At 71.6% G+C, this 15548-nt stretch carries 15 protein-coding genes; 6 read left to right on the top strand and 9 right to left on the bottom strand.

The features are described from left to right. Positions 1 to 167: 167 nt before the first annotated feature. A complete protein-coding gene (locus tag IF09_RS0121220; protein ID WP_030298023.1) occupies positions 168 to 1451 on the bottom strand; it encodes a geranylgeranyl reductase family protein in 1284 nt (427 codons plus the stop codon). A 100-nt stretch (positions 1452 to 1551) separates the two neighbouring features. Here IF09_RS0121220 and IF09_RS0121215 point away from each other — a divergent pair, with 100 nt between their 5' ends. Then, the gene (locus IF09_RS0121215) at positions 1552 to 2082 is read left to right on the top strand and encodes a GNAT family N-acetyltransferase (RefSeq protein ID WP_030298021.1); all 531 of its coding nucleotides are present in this window, start codon (positions 1552 to 1554) and stop codon (positions 2080 to 2082) included. Between the two features lie 45 nt (positions 2083 to 2127). On the opposite strand, the gene IF09_RS0121210 is transcribed toward IF09_RS0121215, so the two are convergent. Further along, positions 2128 to 3039 carry a glutaminase gene (locus IF09_RS0121210; protein WP_030298020.1) on the bottom strand — a complete coding sequence of 304 codons (912 nt, stop codon included), beginning with the start codon at positions 3037 to 3039 and terminating at the stop codon, positions 2128 to 2130. 5 nt (positions 3040 to 3044) lie between these two features. Continuing rightward, positions 3045 to 3737 (bottom strand): demethylmenaquinone methyltransferase, encoded by a 693-nt coding sequence (locus IF09_RS0121205; RefSeq protein WP_030298018.1) that lies wholly within the window; start codon positions 3735 to 3737, stop codon positions 3045 to 3047. Between the two features lie 242 nt (positions 3738 to 3979). On the opposite strand from IF09_RS0121205, the gene IF09_RS0121195 reads away from it, so the two are divergent. Together IF09_RS0121195 and IF09_RS0121190 are read left to right on the top strand one after the other, a co-directional pair. Next, positions 3980 to 4888: a DUF3152 domain-containing protein gene (locus tag IF09_RS0121195; RefSeq protein WP_051832721.1), complete on the top strand. Its 909-nt coding sequence runs from the start codon at positions 3980 to 3982 to the stop codon at positions 4886 to 4888. 62 nt (positions 4889 to 4950) lie between these two features. After that, complete coding sequence (locus IF09_RS0121190; RefSeq protein ID WP_030298013.1) at positions 4951 to 5220, top strand: response regulator transcription factor; 270 nt, start codon at positions 4951 to 4953, stop codon at positions 5218 to 5220. Between the two features lie 21 nt (positions 5221 to 5241). On the opposite strand, the gene IF09_RS0121185 is transcribed toward IF09_RS0121190, so the two are convergent. The 5 genes from IF09_RS0121185 to IF09_RS0121165 form a co-directional block, all read right to left on the bottom strand. Then, on the bottom strand, positions 5242 to 5892 hold the full coding sequence (locus IF09_RS0121185) for an imidazolonepropionase-like domain-containing protein (RefSeq protein ID WP_030298012.1): 651 nt from the start codon (positions 5890 to 5892) through the stop codon (positions 5242 to 5244). 45 nt (positions 5893 to 5937) lie between these two features. Further along, positions 5938 to 7137 carry a cyclic dehypoxanthinyl futalosine synthase gene (gene mqnC, locus IF09_RS0121180; RefSeq protein ID WP_030298011.1) on the bottom strand — a complete coding sequence of 400 codons (1200 nt, stop codon included), beginning with the start codon at positions 7135 to 7137 and terminating at the stop codon, positions 5938 to 5940. A 94-nt stretch (positions 7138 to 7231) separates the two neighbouring features. Beyond that, complete coding sequence (locus tag IF09_RS0121175; RefSeq protein WP_030298009.1) at positions 7232 to 9019, bottom strand: serine/threonine-protein kinase; 1788 nt, start codon at positions 9017 to 9019, stop codon at positions 7232 to 7234. A gap of 79 nt (positions 9020 to 9098) precedes the next feature. After that, positions 9099 to 9947, bottom strand: a complete 849-nt coding sequence (locus IF09_RS0121170; RefSeq protein ID WP_037635622.1) for an MBL fold metallo-hydrolase — start codon at positions 9945 to 9947, stop codon at positions 9099 to 9101. A 278-nt stretch (positions 9948 to 10225) separates the two neighbouring features. Next, positions 10226 to 11089, bottom strand: coding sequence for a menaquinone biosynthetic enzyme MqnA/MqnD family protein (locus IF09_RS0121165; protein ID WP_030298005.1), 864 nt, complete (start codon positions 11087 to 11089; stop codon positions 10226 to 10228). A gap of 237 nt (positions 11090 to 11326) precedes the next feature. Between IF09_RS0121165 and IF09_RS0121160 the strand changes: the two genes are divergently transcribed. Then, positions 11327 to 11530 carry a cold-shock protein gene (locus IF09_RS0121160; RefSeq protein WP_030162033.1) on the top strand — a complete coding sequence of 68 codons (204 nt, stop codon included), beginning with the start codon at positions 11327 to 11329 and terminating at the stop codon, positions 11528 to 11530. A gap of 224 nt (positions 11531 to 11754) precedes the next feature. Here the strand turns inward: IF09_RS0121160 and IF09_RS0121155 are convergent, their stop codons facing one another. Continuing rightward, the gene (locus tag IF09_RS0121155) at positions 11755 to 13440 is read right to left on the bottom strand and encodes a lytic transglycosylase domain-containing protein (protein WP_234321105.1); all 1686 of its coding nucleotides are present in this window, start codon (positions 13438 to 13440) and stop codon (positions 11755 to 11757) included. A gap of 291 nt (positions 13441 to 13731) precedes the next feature. Here IF09_RS0121155 and IF09_RS0121150 point away from each other — a divergent pair, with 291 nt between their 5' ends. Both IF09_RS0121150 and IF09_RS0121145 read left to right on the top strand, forming a co-directional pair. Continuing rightward, positions 13732 to 14127 (top strand): hypothetical protein, encoded by a 396-nt coding sequence (locus tag IF09_RS0121150; RefSeq protein WP_030298002.1) that lies wholly within the window; start codon positions 13732 to 13734, stop codon positions 14125 to 14127. Between the two features lie 279 nt (positions 14128 to 14406). Beyond that, positions 14407 to 14883: an SRPBCC family protein gene (locus tag IF09_RS0121145; RefSeq protein WP_030298000.1), complete on the top strand. Its 477-nt coding sequence runs from the start codon at positions 14407 to 14409 to the stop codon at positions 14881 to 14883. Positions 14884 to 15548: the final 665 nt, after the last annotated feature.

Raw genomic sequence — 15548 nt, 5'->3', positions numbered from 1 at the left:
CCCCGGTGGATCAGCGCGCGGCGTCGGATGCGGTGCATCGCAAGGCGGAGGAGCGTCCGCATACTGGGCGTATTCGGGTGTTCCGACAACGCGGCGAGGCGGCGTAGCCGGCGTCGTGCGCCCGCCGGGGATTGCGGGACAGCCCTTAGGGGGTGTCGTCGCGCGACTCAGGCCTTGGGGGCCACCTTCGAGAGGCCGTTGATGATGCGGTCCATCGCATCGCCGCCCGCCGGGTCGGTCAGGTTGGCGAGCATCTTCAGCGTGAACTTCATCAGCACCGGGTGCGTCAGGCCGCGCTGGGTGGCGACCTTCATGACCTTCGGGTTGCCGATCAGCTTCACGAAGGCGCGGCCGAGCGTGTAGTAGCCGCCGTAGGTCTCCTTGAGCACCTTCGGGTAGCTGTGCAGCGTCAGTTCGCGCAGTGCGGGGGTGGCGCGGGAGTGCGCCTGGACGATGACGTCGGCGGCGATCTGCCCCGACTCCATCGCATAGGCGATGCCCTCGCCGTTGAACGGGTTGACGAGCCCGCCCGCGTCACCGACCAGCAGCAGCCCCTTGGTGTAGTGCGGCTGGCGGTTGAAGGCCATCGGCAGGGCCGCGCCGCGGATCGGCTGCGTCATGTTCTCGGGGGTGTAGCCCCAGTCCTCCGGCATGGACGCGCACCAGGCCTTGAGGACCTCGCGCCAGTCCAGCTCCTTGAAGGCGGAGGAGGAGTTGAGGATGCCGAGGCCGACGTTGGACGTGCCGTCGCCCATGCCGAAGATCCAGCCGTAGCCGGGCAGCAGCCGGTCCTGCGGACCGCGCCGGTCCCACAGCTCCAGCCAGGACTCGAGGTAGTCGTCGTCGTGCCGCGGCGAGGTGAAGTACGTACGGACCGCGACGCCCATCGGGCGGTCCTCGCGCCGGTGCAGGCCCATCGCCAGGGAGAGGCGGGAGGAGTTGCCGTCGGCGGCCACGACGAGCGGCGCGCTGAAGGTGACGGGGGTCTTGTCCTCGCCCAGCTTCGCGTGCACGCCGGTGATGTGGCCGGTGCGGGGGTCGCGGACGGGCTCGCCGACGGTGCAGCGCTCGTACAGGCGGGCGCCGGCCTTCTGGGCCTGGCGGGCCAGGGTCTCGTCGAAGTCGTCCCGCTTGCGGACGAGTCCGTAGTCCGGGAAGGACGCGAGTTCCGGCCAGTCCAGCTGGAGCCGCTGGCCGCCGCCGATGATCCGCAGGCCCTTGTTGCGGAGCCAGCCGGCCTCTTCGGAGATGTCGATGCCCATCGCCACCAGCTGCTTGGTGGCGCGCGGGGTCAGGCCGTCACCGCAGACCTTCTCGCGCGGGAAGGCCGTCTTCTCCAGCAGCAGGACGTCCAGTCCGGCCTTGGCGAGGTAGTAGGCGGTGGTCGAGCCGGCGGGCCCGGCTCCGACGACGATCACATCCGCGGAGTGTTCGGAGAGGGGCTCGGTCACTGCGGGGTCTCCCGAAGGCTCGATAAGGGGTGCCCAACGGCACAGGACATGTGCAGTCTATGCAGCGAGAGAGATCACGAACCCGAAGGGCTGCCCCCCGATGACCACCTCGCCTGCTTCGCCCGCCTCGCTCCCCGTCGTACAGCTGCGCGTGCCCACCGATGAGGACGCGCGGGCCTGGCACGGGGTCTTCGACGACCCCGATGTGATGGAGTTCCTCGGCGGTCCCGCCGAGCTGTCCCTGTACGAGGAGTTCACGGCGCGGCAGCGCCTGCACGACGCCCGGCTCGGCTACTGCCTGTGGACGCTGCTGGACGCGGAGGGGGCGGTGATCGGGTTCACCGGCGCGCAGCCGTGGCCGCAGGAGGAGTGGGGGCCCGTCGGGGAGATCGAGATCGGCTGGCGCCTGGCCCGCTCCGCCTGGGGCCAGGGCTACGCGTACGCCGCGGCGCTGGCCACCCTCGACCGGCTCCGGGAGGCGGGGGTGCCGCACGTGGTCGCGATGATCCACGCCCGGAACACCCGCTCGGTGGCGGTCGCGGAGCGCCTCGGGATGGACCTGGCCGCGGAGTTCATCACTCCGGGCGGCAACCCGGGCCGCCGCTACGAACTGTCCCTCGCCCCCGAGTGACCCCCGCCGGCCCCGAGACGCGGAGGGGGTCGGAAACGGGAGGGGTCAAAAGACGGAAAGGCCCGTCAGGGTCGTGAAGCGGTCGAGGGCGGCTGCCGCTGCGACGGAGTTGCCGTGGAGGTCGAGGCCCGGGCTCCACGCGGCCAGCGTGCAGCGGCCCGGGACGACCGCGACGATCCCGCCGCCCACCCCGCTCTTGCCCGGCAGGCCGACGCGGTAGGCGAACTCCCCCGCCGCGTCGTACGTCCCGCACGTCAGCATCACCGCGTTGACCTGCTTGGCCTCGCTGCGCGTGAGGAGGCGGGAGCCGTCCGCGCGCAGCCCGTGGCGGGCCAGGAAGCGGCCCGCCCGCGCCAGGTCCGCACAGGTCATCTCGATCGAACACTGCCAGAAGTAGTGGTCCAGCAGCGTCGGCACGGGGTTGTCGATGTTGCCGTACGAGGCCATGAAATGAGCCAGCGCGGCATTGCGGTCCCCGTGCTCGTGCTCCGAGGCCGCGACCTCCGCGTCGAAGCCGAGCTCCGGGTTCCCGCTCTCCTCCTGGAGGAACTTCAGGAGCTCGCTGCTCGCGTCGCCCGTCAGGGTCTGCAGCCGGTCGGTGACGACGAGCGCGCCCGCGTTGATGAACGGATTGCGAGGAATGCCGTTCTCGTACTCCAGCTGCACGAGGGAGTTGAACGGGTTGCCCGACGGCTCCCGGCCGACCCGCTCCCACAGGCTGTCGCCGCCCTCGGCCAGCGCCAGGGCCAGGGCGAAGACCTTGGTGATGGACTGGGCGGAGAACGGAACCTCCCAGTCCCCGACCCCGAAGACGTTCCCGTCGAGGTCGGCGACGGCCATCCCGAACTGCCGGGGGTCCACCGATGCGAGGGCCGGGATGTACTCGGCGGGTGTGCCGCTGCCCACCAACGGGGCGACGTCCGCCGCGATCTGCTCCAGGAGGGCCTGGTAATCCACGCTTCCTACGCCTTGGAACCGCGGTGCAGCGCGACGATCCCGCCGCTCAGGTTGCGCCAGGCGACCTTGGACCAGCCTGCCTTCTGCAGCAGCGCGGCCAGCGCCGGCTGGTCCGGCCACTCCCGGATCGACTCGGCGAGGTAGACGTACGCGTCGGGGTTGGAGGACACGGCGCGGGCCACCGGCGGCAGGGCCCGCATCAGGTACTCCACGTACACCGTCCGCAACGGCGCCCACGTCGGCTGCGAGAACTCGCAGATGACGACCTGGCCGCCGGGCTTGGTCACCCGGTACAGCTCGCGCAGCGCGGCGTCGGTGTCCTGCACGTTGCGCAGCCCGAAGGAGATCGTCACGGTGTCGAAGACGTCGTCCTTGAACGGCAGCTTCGTCGCGTCGCCCGCGGTCAGCGGCAGCCAGGCGTGGCGCTTCTTGCCCTCGCGGAGCATGCCGAGGGAGAAGTCGCAGGGGACGACGTACGCGCCGGTCGCGGCGAACGGCAGCGAGGAGGTCGCGGTTCCGGCGGCCAGGTCCAGCACCTTGTGCCCGGGGCGCGCACCGACCGCCTTGGCCACCTCCTTGCGCCACAGGCGGGCCTGCCCGAAGGAGAGGACGTCGTTGGTGAGGTCGTAGTTCGCCGCCACACCGTCGAACATGGAGGCGACTTCGTGCGGCTGCTTGTCCAGGGAAGCGCGGGTCACTGGCGTTGGCCCCTCAGGTGCGGTGCGGTGCGGGTGGGCTGATACCGGGCCATTCTCGCAGGCGCCCCCACGCCGCACCGCCGGGGGCACAACTGGCCCGAAGGACAGTTACGCGGAGCCCGCGCGTCCGCGTTGACTGGCTGGTACGGCCCGACAAGGCCTACCGAAACACGACATACACGAGCATCTTCACGAACACGTTCGTGAAGATCACGAAGATATTGCCGAACAAAGGGTTCACGATGCCGGCAGGCCATTCCACCGGTCGACGCTCCGCTCTCGGTCCGCGCGCCAAGCGCCGGGCCGAGCGGCGCAGGCGGCTGCGCCGTACGGTCCTCGGCTCGGCCGCGGTGGTCGCCGTCTCGGCGACCGCGTACGCGATCGTGCCGCTGGACGACGCCGCCTCCGTCTCCGACAGCGTGGCCGCGCCTGCTGCCGTGGCGCCCGACCAGGATCCCGGCGCCGCTCCGTCCCCGTCGGTCTCGTCCGGCTCGCCCGCGCCCGGGCAGTCCTCCGCCGCCCCGCCGAACCCCGGCGCCGCATCGTCGAAACCGGGCGGCGGCAGCTCGGCCGCCGCCCCGGTGGCGCAGTCCGGGCCGGGGGTGTTCGCGGCCTCCTCGCGTTCGGGGCAGCCGCAGGGCAAGGGGCCCGCCCGCCGCTGGCGGATCGAGGTCGAGGAGGGCAGCGGGGTCGACCCCGACGCCGCCGCCCAGTCGGTGGAGGCGATCCTCGGGGACCCGCGCGGCTGGATCCGGGATCCGGCGTACGGCTTCCAGCTCGTCGGGGCCGGCCAGCCGGTGGACTTCACGGTGAAGATCGCGACGCCCACGACCACCGACCGGCTGTGCGAGGTGGTCACCCCCGAGCTCGTCGGCGAGACCAACTGCCGGGCCGGCCACACGGTCGTGGTGAACCTCAAGCGCTGGCAGGAGGGGTCTCCCCAGTTCAAGGGCCCCGTGGAGGAGTACCGGGCGCTGATCGTCAACCACGAGGTGGGCCACGAGATAGGCCGCGGCCACGAGACCTGCCCGGGCCCCGGCAAGCCCGCTCCGGCCATGATGCAGCAGATCAAGGGGCTGCTCGGCTGCCAGGCCAATGCCTGGCCGTTCGACGGGAAGGGAACCTACCTGTCGGGCCCGAACGTCCCTTAGAGCACAGGGAGAGCCGATGGGTTGACCACAGGGGCATCGGCCGGGGGCGAGGAGTGGTAACCGTGCGCGTCGTCAGCTTCAGCGTCCCGGCCTGGTTTCCGCCGCGGACCGGGGAGGAGGTGCGGCGCGAGGTCCAGCTCACCGAGCAGGAGTCGGCCGTGTTCCTGTGCCTGGCGACCGGCGCCTCCAACGCGGAACTCGCCGGCGAGCTGCAACTGTCCGTCAGCACCGTCAAGTTCCACGTCCACAACATACGGGCGAAACTGGGCGGAATCAGCCGTCTCCAGGCCTGTCTCCTGGCCGCCCTGGCCCGCGAGGGCGTCAGAACCTAGCGCCGCGACTGACGACACCCCCTAGCGGCGGCGGTGCAGAAGGCGGCCGGTGATGACCGTGGCCACGCAGGTGGTGGCTCCCTGGTCCAGCAGCGCCTCGGGGTCGGGGGCCGCGAACGCCGCGAAGCGGGCCGGGGCGCCCGGTTCCAGGGTGCCGAAGAAGGCCTGCTCGGCCGCGTCCCGGCCGGCGAACGGGTCCAGCGACGGCGGATCCGGGGACACTGCGGCCGTCGGCGGGAGGAGCGTCAGCCCCGAGCGGACCACCGCCGTCCGTACCGCCGGGACCGTGAGCCGCCCGGCGACCGCCACCACCCCGCGGGCCAGCAGCCTCTGCGTGGCCCGGCGGGCGCTGTTGCCCCAGCGGGACTCGGTCAGCTTGAGGGAGTCGAGCGCCTCGGCGCCGGTGATCGGGTCGGCGCCGAGCTCGGTGACCTCGTACGGGTCGTCCGGGTAGTACGTGCGCTCCAGCAGCACGTCCGCGCCGCGTACGAGCAGCCCCGGGGTCAGCACCCCGGGCCAGCGCCGGACCCGCGCGTGCGGGAACTCCGCGGCGAGTTCCTCGTACGCCCCGACGCGGGTGATCAGGTCGCCGTCGACGAGGACCGCGCCGCCGGGCAGCGCGGCGGAACCCGCCCCCGGGACGAGGAGTTCAGCGGTGTGGAGGGTCAGCACGGGCGTGTCGGTCCGTCGTCAGTCCGTCGTCAGATCGTCGGGTCGTCAGTTCGTCGAGATGAGCTTCAGCTCGGGGTGCGCCGTGCCGCCCTCGATGGCGGTGGACGAGATGTGCGAGACCACGCGGTCGTCGACCGGGTCGTTCGCCGGGTCGTCGTGCACGAGCAGGTGCTCGTACGTCGTCGCGCGCTGCGCGGGGACGCGGCCCGCCTTGCGGATCAGGTCGATGATCTCCTGGCGGTTGGAGCGGTGCTTGGCTCCGGCCGAGGAGACCACGTTCTCCTCGAGCATGATCGAGCCGAGGTCGTCCGCGCCGTAGTGCAGCGAGAGCTGGCCCGCCTCCTTGCCCACGGTGAGCCAGGAGCCCTGGATGTGGGCGATGTTGTCGAGGAAGAGGCGCGCGATGGCGATCATCCGCAGGTACTCGAAGACCGTCGCCTGGGTCCGGCCCTTGAGGTGGTTGTTCTCGGGCTGGTACGTGTACGGGATGAACGCGCGGAAGCCGCCCGTCCGGTCCTGCGTGTCACGGATCATCGCGATGTGTTCGATGCGCTCGGCGTTGGTCTCGCCGGTGCCCATCAGCATCGTGGAGGTGGACTCCACGCCCAGCTCGTGGGCGATCTCCATGATCTCCAGCCAGCGCTCGCCGGACTCCTTCAGCGGGGCGATCGCCTTGCGCGGCCGCTCCGGCAGGAGTTCGGCGCCGGCGCCCGCGAACGAGTCGAGGCCGGCCGCGTGGATGCGGCGGATGGCCTCCTCGGCGGAGACACCGGAGATACGGGCCATGTGGTCGACCTCGGACGCGCCGAGGGAGTGGATGACCAGCTGCGGGAACGCCTTCTTGATGGCGGAGAAGTGCTCCTCGTAGTACTCCACGCCGTAGTCCGGGTGGTGCCCGCCCTGGAACATGATCTGCGTGCCGCCGAGCTCCACGGTCTCCGCGCAGCGGCGCAGGATGTCGTCGAGGTCGCGGGACCAGCCCTTCTTGGTGTCCTTCGGGGCCGCGTAGAAGGCGCAGAACTTGCACGCCGTGACGCACACGTTGGTGTAGTTGATGTTGCGCTCGATGATGTACGTCGCGATGTGCTCGATGCCGGCGTAGCGGCGGCGGCGCACCGCGTCGGCTGCCTGGCCGAGCGCGTGCAGGGGGGCGTGCCGGTAGAGGTCGAGCGCCTCTTCCTTGGTGATCCGGCCCCCTGCGGCGGCGCGGTCGAGGACAGACTGGAGAGCGGCCTGGTCGGTCACCGGTGCGTCACCTTTCGGCGGTGTGTCAAGAGGGTCAGGAGATCCGGACCGATCCAGCCTACGCCAGGCCCGCCCACCGGAGTCCGGCGGGATCTCACGGGACGCGGGTCAGGTCGCCCTCGGGGTACCCGGCGGGCCGGTCGCCCGACTTGTAGTGGAGCGTCCCGTTCGGGTTGAGGGTGAAGCGCTCGTCGGCGGAGCCGTTGGAGCAGATGCCGGGGGCCGGGTTGGGGCCGCCCGCGGTGTCCAGGACGAGGGAGCGGTCGGTGGCGGAGGCGAGCTTCCAGTCACCGCTGCAGTCGGTGCCGAGGATCGGGAGGATCGACTTGTCCCGGGCGACGACCTCGCCGACCTTGCCGCCCTTGATGGTGATCTCGAACTCGCTGGAGACCCCGGCGCGGGCGGTGGTGACCGTGCCCTTCCAGGTGCCGGTGAGCTCCTTGGGGACATCGCCCCGGGTGCCCTGGGGCGGAGCCGAGCTGTTGGTTCCGCTCGGGGTCGGGTCGCCCTTCGACGCCGCCGGCGGCTTGGCGGTGGAGTCGCCGGACGCGTGCTGGTCGGAGTCGCCGCCCGTGCCCGGCAGCAACCCCAGCCCGTAGAGCCCGCCGCCCGACAGCACGGCCAGTACGGCCGTCGCCGCGAGGACCAGGGAGCAGCTGAACCGCCGCCCGGCCGCGCTGAAGGTGACCTGGCGCGTCGGGTCGGGTGCGGTCCGCGGCTTCGGCACACCCCCGCCCGCGGTCTCGGTGGGACTCCCGTGGTCGGCGGCGGGCGGCGGACCGTAGGGGCCGTGCACCGCGTTCGCGGGCGGACCGTACGGGCCGTACGAGCTGCCGGCCGAGCCGGCGCCGGACACCGCCGCGCTGCCGTACGAGGGGTCCGGCGCCCCGAAACCGACCGCCGGACCCCCGTACGAGGAGGCCGTGAACGGCACCGGCCCCGAAGCGGGTTCGGCGGCGGGCGCCGGGGCGGCCTCCTCTACGGGACCGGCCGGTGCGGCCTCCAGGTCGAGCAGGGCCACCGCCGCGCGGCTGGCCTCCTCCACCAGGGGCGCGGGAAGCCACCCGGGGGCGCTCAGGGAGCCGGCGAGCGCCTCCGCCATCGCCTCCGGCGCGGGCCGGTCGGCGGCCGCCTTGGCCAGGCAGGCGGCGATCAGTTCGCGCAGCCCGCCGGCCGGGACCGCGTCGAGGTCCGGCGGTTCGTGGACCACCTTGTAGAGCAGGGTCGCCGAGTTGTCCCCGGTGAACGGCGGTTGACCGGTCGCCGCGAAGGCCAGCACGGCGCCGAGCGAGAACACGTCGGCCGCCCCGGTGACCCCCTTGCCGAGGATCTGCTCGGGGGACATGTAGCCGGGTGAGCCGATGGAGACGCCGGTGGAGGTGAGCGAGGCCGTGCCGTCCGTGGCGCGGGCGATCCCGAAGTCGATCAGCCGGGGGCCGTCGAGGGTCAGCATCACGTTCGACGGCTTCACGTCCCGGTGGACGAGCCCCAGCCCGTGGACGGCCACCAGCGCGCGCGCCAGACCTTCGCCGACGGCCCGTACGGAGGCCTCGGGAAGGGGTCCGTGCGTGGCCACCGCACCGCCAAGGGAGGGGCCCGCCACGTACCCGGTGGCCACCCACGGGACCGGCGCCTGCGGGTCGGCGTCCAGGACGGGCGCGGTCCACTCGCCGCCGACCCGCCGGGCGGCCTCGACCTCGCGGCGGAACCGGGCGCGGAACTCCTCGTCGGAGGCGAAGTGCGGGTGCACGATCTTGACGGCCACCGTCCGGCCGCCCGTACTGCGCCCCAGGTAGACCCGCCCCATGCCACCCGAGCCGAGCCGGCCGAGCAGCCGGTACGCACCGATGGTCCGCGGTTCGCCGGCTTCGAGCGGCTGCATCGCGTCCCCCTCCCCCGTTCGGTCCCTGATCGCCAAGAGCACCTTAGGGGGTGTCATCCCCCTATGGCCGGGCTCGCACTCAGGTCGGCGCGACGGGCATCGCCCCTTCGGGCGCGGGGGCGGTCGCTCCTCCGGGCTCGAACCCGGCGAGCATCTGCTCGAGGGCCTGCTGGTCGGGGCCGACGAACGGGTCGATGCCCGCCGCGAGGCTGACCGTCTCGACCATGCGCGCGGTGATCCCCGCGGCGGGCGGCAGGTGCGTGGAGACCACGATCTCCGGGTCCATCTCCCGCAGCGGCGCCACCGAGGCGAGGTAGCGGTCGCGGTCCACGACGTGCACCCACGGGCTGTCCACCGAGGCCCACAGCAGCTGCGCCGCCCGCAGGTCCTCGGCTGCGACGGCCCCGGCATCGCCGCCGTCGGCGGCTTCCGCACTCGGCATGGGCGCGCCGAAGCAGTCGGAGCTGAAGCAGGCCCGTGAGCGGTCGTCGTAGAAGCCGACGGTCGCCGGGTTGTCGAAGAGCGGCGGCCGGAAGGCGGCGAGCGAGCGGTCGCCGACGTCCAGGGACTGCCCGGGATTGAGCAGGAAGATCCGGTCCATGGGCAGCGGCCGTTCGCAGGACATGATCCCGGCGGCCAGGAAGGTGGTCACGAGCTTCGCCTTCGGGGCCGCCTCCAGCAGGGCGAAGATCCCGCCGGTGTGGTCCCGGTCGGGGTGGGTCAGCCAGATCCACCGGATGTCGGCGGGGTCGACGGCCGTGCCCAGCACCTCGAGGAAGTCCCGGTCGGGCAGGCCGAGCCCGGTGTCGACGACGACGGGCTCCCTGGCGTGCAGGACGTACGCGTTGACCGGGAGGAAGCCGATCCCGGGCACTTCGATGCTGTCTCCGAGGACCGTGATGTCCGCGGCGATCTTGCGATTGGTCATGGCGCGCTCCCATGGCCCCCTGGCATGAGAACGAACGCGGCCGCCCGAGGAGGTGGTGCCTCCCCTCTCTGTCCATGGTGTCCCGCGCGGCCCGGCCCCGCATGTGCGCGGGCACCGCGGGTCGGGCACGCCGCACCGGGATCCGTGCATTCCGGTGGGGCGGACGGGAAGCGGACAGGAAAGCGAAAAGAGGAAGAATTCCCGGGAAACGGCATATCCCCCTACCGGAACCCGGGCTACCGCCCGGTAATTCGATCAGCAGAAGGGGTCGGCAGCGATCAGAGGCGGGCGTCGTCACCGCTCAGCAGCTCCACCGCGACATCCGCGGGATAGCCCGTGGTCGGTCCCGTACGACGGGCGAATTCCCTTACACCGGCCAACTGTTCGGGTCCGAAGCGGAAGTCGAGCGTCGTGAAGTACCGCTGGAGCAGATCGGCGTCGAAGGCCTCCCAGCGGGCCGCCTGCTCGGCGACCTTGGCGACCTCCTCCAGGGAGAGGTCGCGGGAGTCGAGGAAGGCCTCGTGGACCTTGCGCACGACGAGCGGCTCGCGGGCGAGGTAGTCCTTGCGGGCGGCCCAGACGGCGAAGACGAACGGCAGTCCGGTCCACTCCTTCCACATCAGTCCCAGGTCGTGCACGTCGAGGCCGAGCCGGGGCGCATCGTGCAGCGAGGCGCGCAACGCGGCGTCGCCGATCAGCACGGCCGCGTCGGCCTCCTGCATCATCAGGCCCAGGTCGGGGGGGCAGGTGTAGTAGTCCGGCCGGACCCCGTACCGCTCGGAAAGCAGCAGTTGGGCGAGGCGTACAGAGGTACGGGAGGTCGAGCCGAGGGCGACCCGCGCCCCGTCCAGCTGCTCCAGCGGCACCTGCGAAACGATCACGCAGGACATGACCGGGCCGTCGCAGCCGACCGCCAGATCGGGGAACGCGACGAGCTGGTCGGCGTTGCGGAGGAACTCCACGAGAGTGATCGGACCCATGTCCAGGTCCCCCTGGACGAGCCGCTCACTGAGCTTCTCGGGGGTGTCCTTGGTCAGCTCCAGGTCCAGCAGCGTGCCGGTTCTTGCCAGTCCCCAGTAGAGGGGAAGGCAGTTCAGGAACTGAATGTGGCCGACGCGGGGCCGGCTGCGATAGACGTCCACATCGCGAGACTAGCCCCCGGGTCTCCGTCAGCCTTCGGGCGGGCCTCAAACGTCCGGGTGACGTGATCTTTCCCTCTGGTCTCTGCCGCAGGGTGCGTGCTAGGCTCGACGCAAGTTGCAGTTTGGTTTCCCTTGCAGTACGAGGCCTGCGGAGAATGTGACCCGCAGGCTTTTGTAGTTTTCAGACTTCTTAGCAGGTTCTGGAGCAGGGCGACCCTTTGGCCCATAGGAGGGCTCATGGCTACCGGAACCGTGAAGTGGTTCAACGCTGAAAAGGGCTTCGGCTTCATCGCCCAGGACGGCGGCGGCCCGGATGTCTTCGTCCACTACTCCGCGATCAACGCCTCTGGCTTCCGCTCCCTCGAGGAGAACCAGATGGTGAACTTCGACGTCACGCAGGGTCCGAAGGGCCCGCAGGCGGAGAACGTCACCCCGGCCTAGTCGCCTGGGCCAACCTAATCGCGGTTGGATAGCAGTACCCAAGGAGCCCTGCCTCCCCCGTTCCGACGGAGGTCGCGGGGCTCCTGCCTTTTCCTCCCGGGCGGGGGACGGGGCGAACAGGACCGCCCCTGGTCACCGTTGCACGGTGACCAGGGGCGGTCGGCGTTTTTTGCGGGCGGGCCCGCGGGCACGGATTCCGGAACGCGGTCCCGGGGCCCGGCTCGTTACTGCTTGGCGGCCGGCGTCACCGGAGGCGCCGTCGGGGCTGCCGTGATCTTCAGGTCCAGGACCAGGACCACGTTGTCCTTCGTGATCAGGCGGAGGTGGTACGTGCCCGGGGCGACGTCCGTGGTGAACAGCTCGGGCAGCGCGATCTTGCCGTCCGCGCCGGTCGGGGCCAGCAGCAGGCTGGTCACCTTCGTGCCGTCCTTGTCCTTGAACCACGGGCCCTTGGACTTCGCCGGGTCCACCGGGACCCACGCACTGCCGTCCTGGTTCTTCTCCACCAGTCCGGCCGTGACCTGCGTACCCTCCGCCGCCTTGTCCTGGGCGGTGGCCGTGACCTGCACGCCCGTGAAGCTGGTCCCCGCCACGACCTCCAGCGGCTGCGCCGCACCGGCGTCGGTACGGGTCAGCTTGTCCGCGACGGGGGCCGGCTTCGCCGTGACCGTACCGGTGAAGTTCACCGTGAGCTGGGCCTCGGTGTTGTAGGCCGCCACCCGCAGGGTGAACCCGCCCGTCTTGGCCCCGGCCTTCAGGCCGGGCAGGGCCGCGATGCCCTCGGCGTCGGTCTCCACCACGAGGAAGGTCTTGCCCTCGGCGCCGATGAAGCTGCCCGTGGTGTCGCCCTTGAGCTCGAACAGGATGGGCTTCGCGGCGGCCGGCTTGCCGTCGCTGAGCACCGCCTTGATCCGCGGGACCACGCCGAACGCGGACCCGGCCTCGGCCTTGAGCTCCGGGCTGCCGAGCAGCTCCAGCTTGGCCAGGGTCGGGGCCGGCGTGGGCTTCTGCGGCTCGGCCGGCTTCGACGGCGTGGGCGTCGGGGTCGGGGTCGGCGTGGGCTTCGACGTGCTCGGAGTGCTCGGCTTCGTCTGCGACGGCGTCGGCAGCGTCGTCACGGGCGGCGTCGGGTAGTTCCCGACGGGCGGGTTCGGCACCCCGGCGGCACCGTTCTGGTACTGGTGCATGTACCCGACCACGGTGTTCACGTACTCGCGGGAGTTGTTGTAGCTGAGGATCGCCCGGTCGAGCTGCGCCTGGTCCGAGAGGTTCCGGTCGCCCGCGCACAGGTAGAGGCCCGCGCCCAGCGCCGCGTCGTAGATGTTGTTCGGGTCGCGCTTGGAGTCGCCGTTGCCGTCGGCGCCCCACGTGGCCCAGGTGGAGGGGATGAACTGCATCGGGCCGACGGCGCGGTCGTAGACGGCGTCCCCGTCGAACTCGCCCTTGTCGGTGTCCTTGACCTCGGCGAAGCCGTTGCCGTCGAGGCGGGGGCCGCGGATCGGCTTCTCGGTGTAACCGTCGGCCTTGAGCCCGTAGCCGGAGGCGTGCACCGACTCGACCCGGCCTATGCCGGCGAGCAGTTGCCAGGGCAGCTTGCAGCCGGGGAGCGCAGCGGCGACGGAGACCTCGGCGCGCCGGTACGCGTCGAGGGCGGTCGCGGGAATGCCGCTGGCCCCCTCGGCCCCAGTGCCGGCGGGCGGTACGGCCGGGTCGGCGAGCGGGTCGGGCAGGTCGAGGCGGGCGTCGCCGCGATCGTTGGCCTGGGGGCTGTCCGGGGTGGGCTCGGACTCGCCCGCGTCTGCGGTCGGCGTGTTGGTCACCACGGCGGCGGTCGTCAGGCTGGCCGCGAGCGCGGCCGTGCACAGGACCTTGCGCGAGGTGTTGACGAGGTGACGGTGAAGCGGCTTCACGGTGCGGCGATCCCCCCAAGGCGGCCGACAAGGTATACGGCGGGTCGAGCCGTGGATATCCACTGTCTATCAGGTATTCGGATACGACTCGCCGCCGCCCCGGGATATGTGGCACACCATTCGTCTCGGCTTCACCGGGCCCTCACAGCCGAACGAACAAAGGATCTAGGATCGCGCCGGAAACACCCCAATACTCCCTGTTTTGACCGTCCTTGGCTCGTGGGCGCGCAGCACCGCGCGCGAAGGAAAGGATCCGGAGCAGGCCGCCGGCCTCGGCTAGATTCGACGCCCATGACTGCTGAGGCGTACGAGACGAACTTCCGCGAGCGGGCGGAGCGCAAGCGGACCGTGGGGGTCTTCCTGTTCATCGCGACGGGTGGCATCTGGCTCTGGCTCGCCTACCAGCTGTTCGCACCCTTCAGCCTCGGCTACGGCTCGAGCAGCAGCCGGACGTGCGCCTCCCGCGTCTTCTACGACGAGGGGGACTCCGGGAAGCGCAGTTACGCCGATGCCGAGGGCGACCGCTGCGCGGCCGCACGGGACTCCGCCGACCTGCTCGCCACGCTCGTGGTCTCCCTGCCGCTCGCGGCCGTCGGCCTCTTCCAGTACACCTCGGGCACCGTCAGCCTGGCCATGCGCCGCCACACCGAGGAACTCGCCGTACTCCGGGCCCTGCCCAAGCGCTGAGTCACCGGCGCGCCGCGTGGACGTGCACGCGCAGCAGAAGCGCGTGCAGGGGTGGCCCGTTCGGCCTCGTCGAGAGGGGCCAGCAGGCCGTCGCGGACGGCCGCGACCTCTGCGGCCAGCTCGTCCAGGAGCCGCCGGCCCGCCGGCCGACCGCGCGGATTGGGGGCCGACCCTGCGCAGCGCCCATGTCCGCGATCCCGAGGGCAACCTGTGGGAGCTCCAGTCGTACTGAGCGTCGCACCCGGGCGCCGGGTTCCCCGCTCACTACGGTGAGGTGCCATGACCGACACCGCACCGATCCGCGTCCCCGACCTGACGGAGCGCCCCCACCGGCTGACCGTCGAACGCGCGATGATCGCCTCCGAGCACACCCTGTACACGGCGTGGACCGAGGAGTTCGACCGCTGGTTCGCCGCGCCGGGCTCGGTGGTGATGACGGCCGAGGTGAACGCGCCGTTCTTCTTCGAGACGGAGTTCGCGAAGGAGCCGGGGGCTCCGCGGACCAGGCATCCGCACTACGGGCGCTTCCTGCGCCTGGTGCCCGACCGGCTGGTGGAGCTGACCTGGGTGACGGGCCGGGCCGGCACGGCCGGCGCCGAGACGGTGGTCACCGTCGAGCTCAGCCCCCACCCGATCGGCACACGGCTGCACCTCACGCACGCCGGCTTCTACGACGAAGCGGCCCGCGACGCCCACGAGTCGGCCTGGCACCAGGTCCTGGCGGCCCAGGACGAGGCCCTGACGGAGCGGGAGTGAGGGCGGGGCGGGGCGGGGGGCGGAAGCGGTGGCGGGGCGGAAGCGGCGGCGGGGTGACGGCCGGGCCGGCCGTTGGGCTGACGGCCTGGGCTGCGTTGCCGGGGGCGGGATCCCCGGGGGGCGGGGTGCGCTCATCCGGCATCAGAGGGAGTCCGGGGGTTTCCCGCCAGTCCACTGTCCTTCCGTGTCGTGCCGGTCCCTCAAGGGCGCTCCTCCTTCGTCGTCGCGTCGCTACGCGATGGCCTTCGGCCACCCTTGACCGACCGACCCGCCCCGGAATGCCATAAGACTGCCGGGAAGCCCCAGAAGGAACGGTCAGGGGGACAGATACCCACACGGGTTCGTCAGAGATGTCCGGCCTCGTCCCCCGTCCATCCGCACCCAGCCCCCCAGGACCCGGCCGGGACGGCCGATGGCACCGCGGGGAGGGCCACACCTCCCCCGAGGGCCCATAGGCACCCTTTCCGGGTCTGGGTGCGGTCAACCCGCACCAGACAGCGACCAGATGCCCATGTCGGTAGGGGTGGGCCCGCGGACGCAGCAATTCGCTACGCGCTCCGCCCGGTTCGGCGTCCGACGGCCGTCTGGGGCTGGGCAAGGCCGCCCACGACCGGCACAAGCCGGCCTGGGATGCGACTGCGGGTCGTTTGTACCGTTTTGGCGCC

The sequence above is a fragment of the Streptomyces katrae genome, from assembly GCF_000717655.1.
Taxonomy (GTDB): domain Bacteria; phylum Actinomycetota; class Actinomycetes; order Streptomycetales; family Streptomycetaceae; genus Streptomyces; species Streptomyces katrae_B.
The sequence above is the reverse complement of the archived record's forward strand: the minus strand, read 5'-3'. Positions and strand labels throughout refer to the sequence as shown.

What these genes read in the sequence shown, in the direction of transcription:
- IF09_RS0121195 (WP_051832721.1), top strand. Translation starts at nt 3,980, where the DNA reads ATGCCGGCAGGCCATTCCACCGGTCGACGCTCCGCTCTCGGTCCGCGC.
- IF09_RS0121145 (WP_030298000.1), top strand. Translation starts at nt 14,407, where the DNA reads ATGACCGACACCGCACCGATCCGCGTCCCCGACCTGACGGAGCGCCCC.
- IF09_RS0121175 (WP_030298009.1), bottom strand. Translation starts at nt 9,019, where the DNA reads ATGCAGCCGCTCGAAGCCGGCGAACCGCGGACCATCGGTGCGTACCGG.
- IF09_RS0121160 (WP_030162033.1), top strand. Translation starts at nt 11,327, where the DNA reads ATGGCTACCGGAACCGTGAAGTGGTTCAACGCTGAAAAGGGCTTCGGC.
- IF09_RS0121150 (WP_030298002.1), top strand. Translation starts at nt 13,732, where the DNA reads ATGACTGCTGAGGCGTACGAGACGAACTTCCGCGAGCGGGCGGAGCGC.
- IF09_RS0121170 (WP_037635622.1), bottom strand. Translation starts at nt 9,947, where the DNA reads ATGACCAATCGCAAGATCGCCGCGGACATCACGGTCCTCGGAGACAGC.
- IF09_RS0121215 (WP_030298021.1), top strand. Translation starts at nt 1,552, where the DNA reads ATGACCACCTCGCCTGCTTCGCCCGCCTCGCTCCCCGTCGTACAGCTG.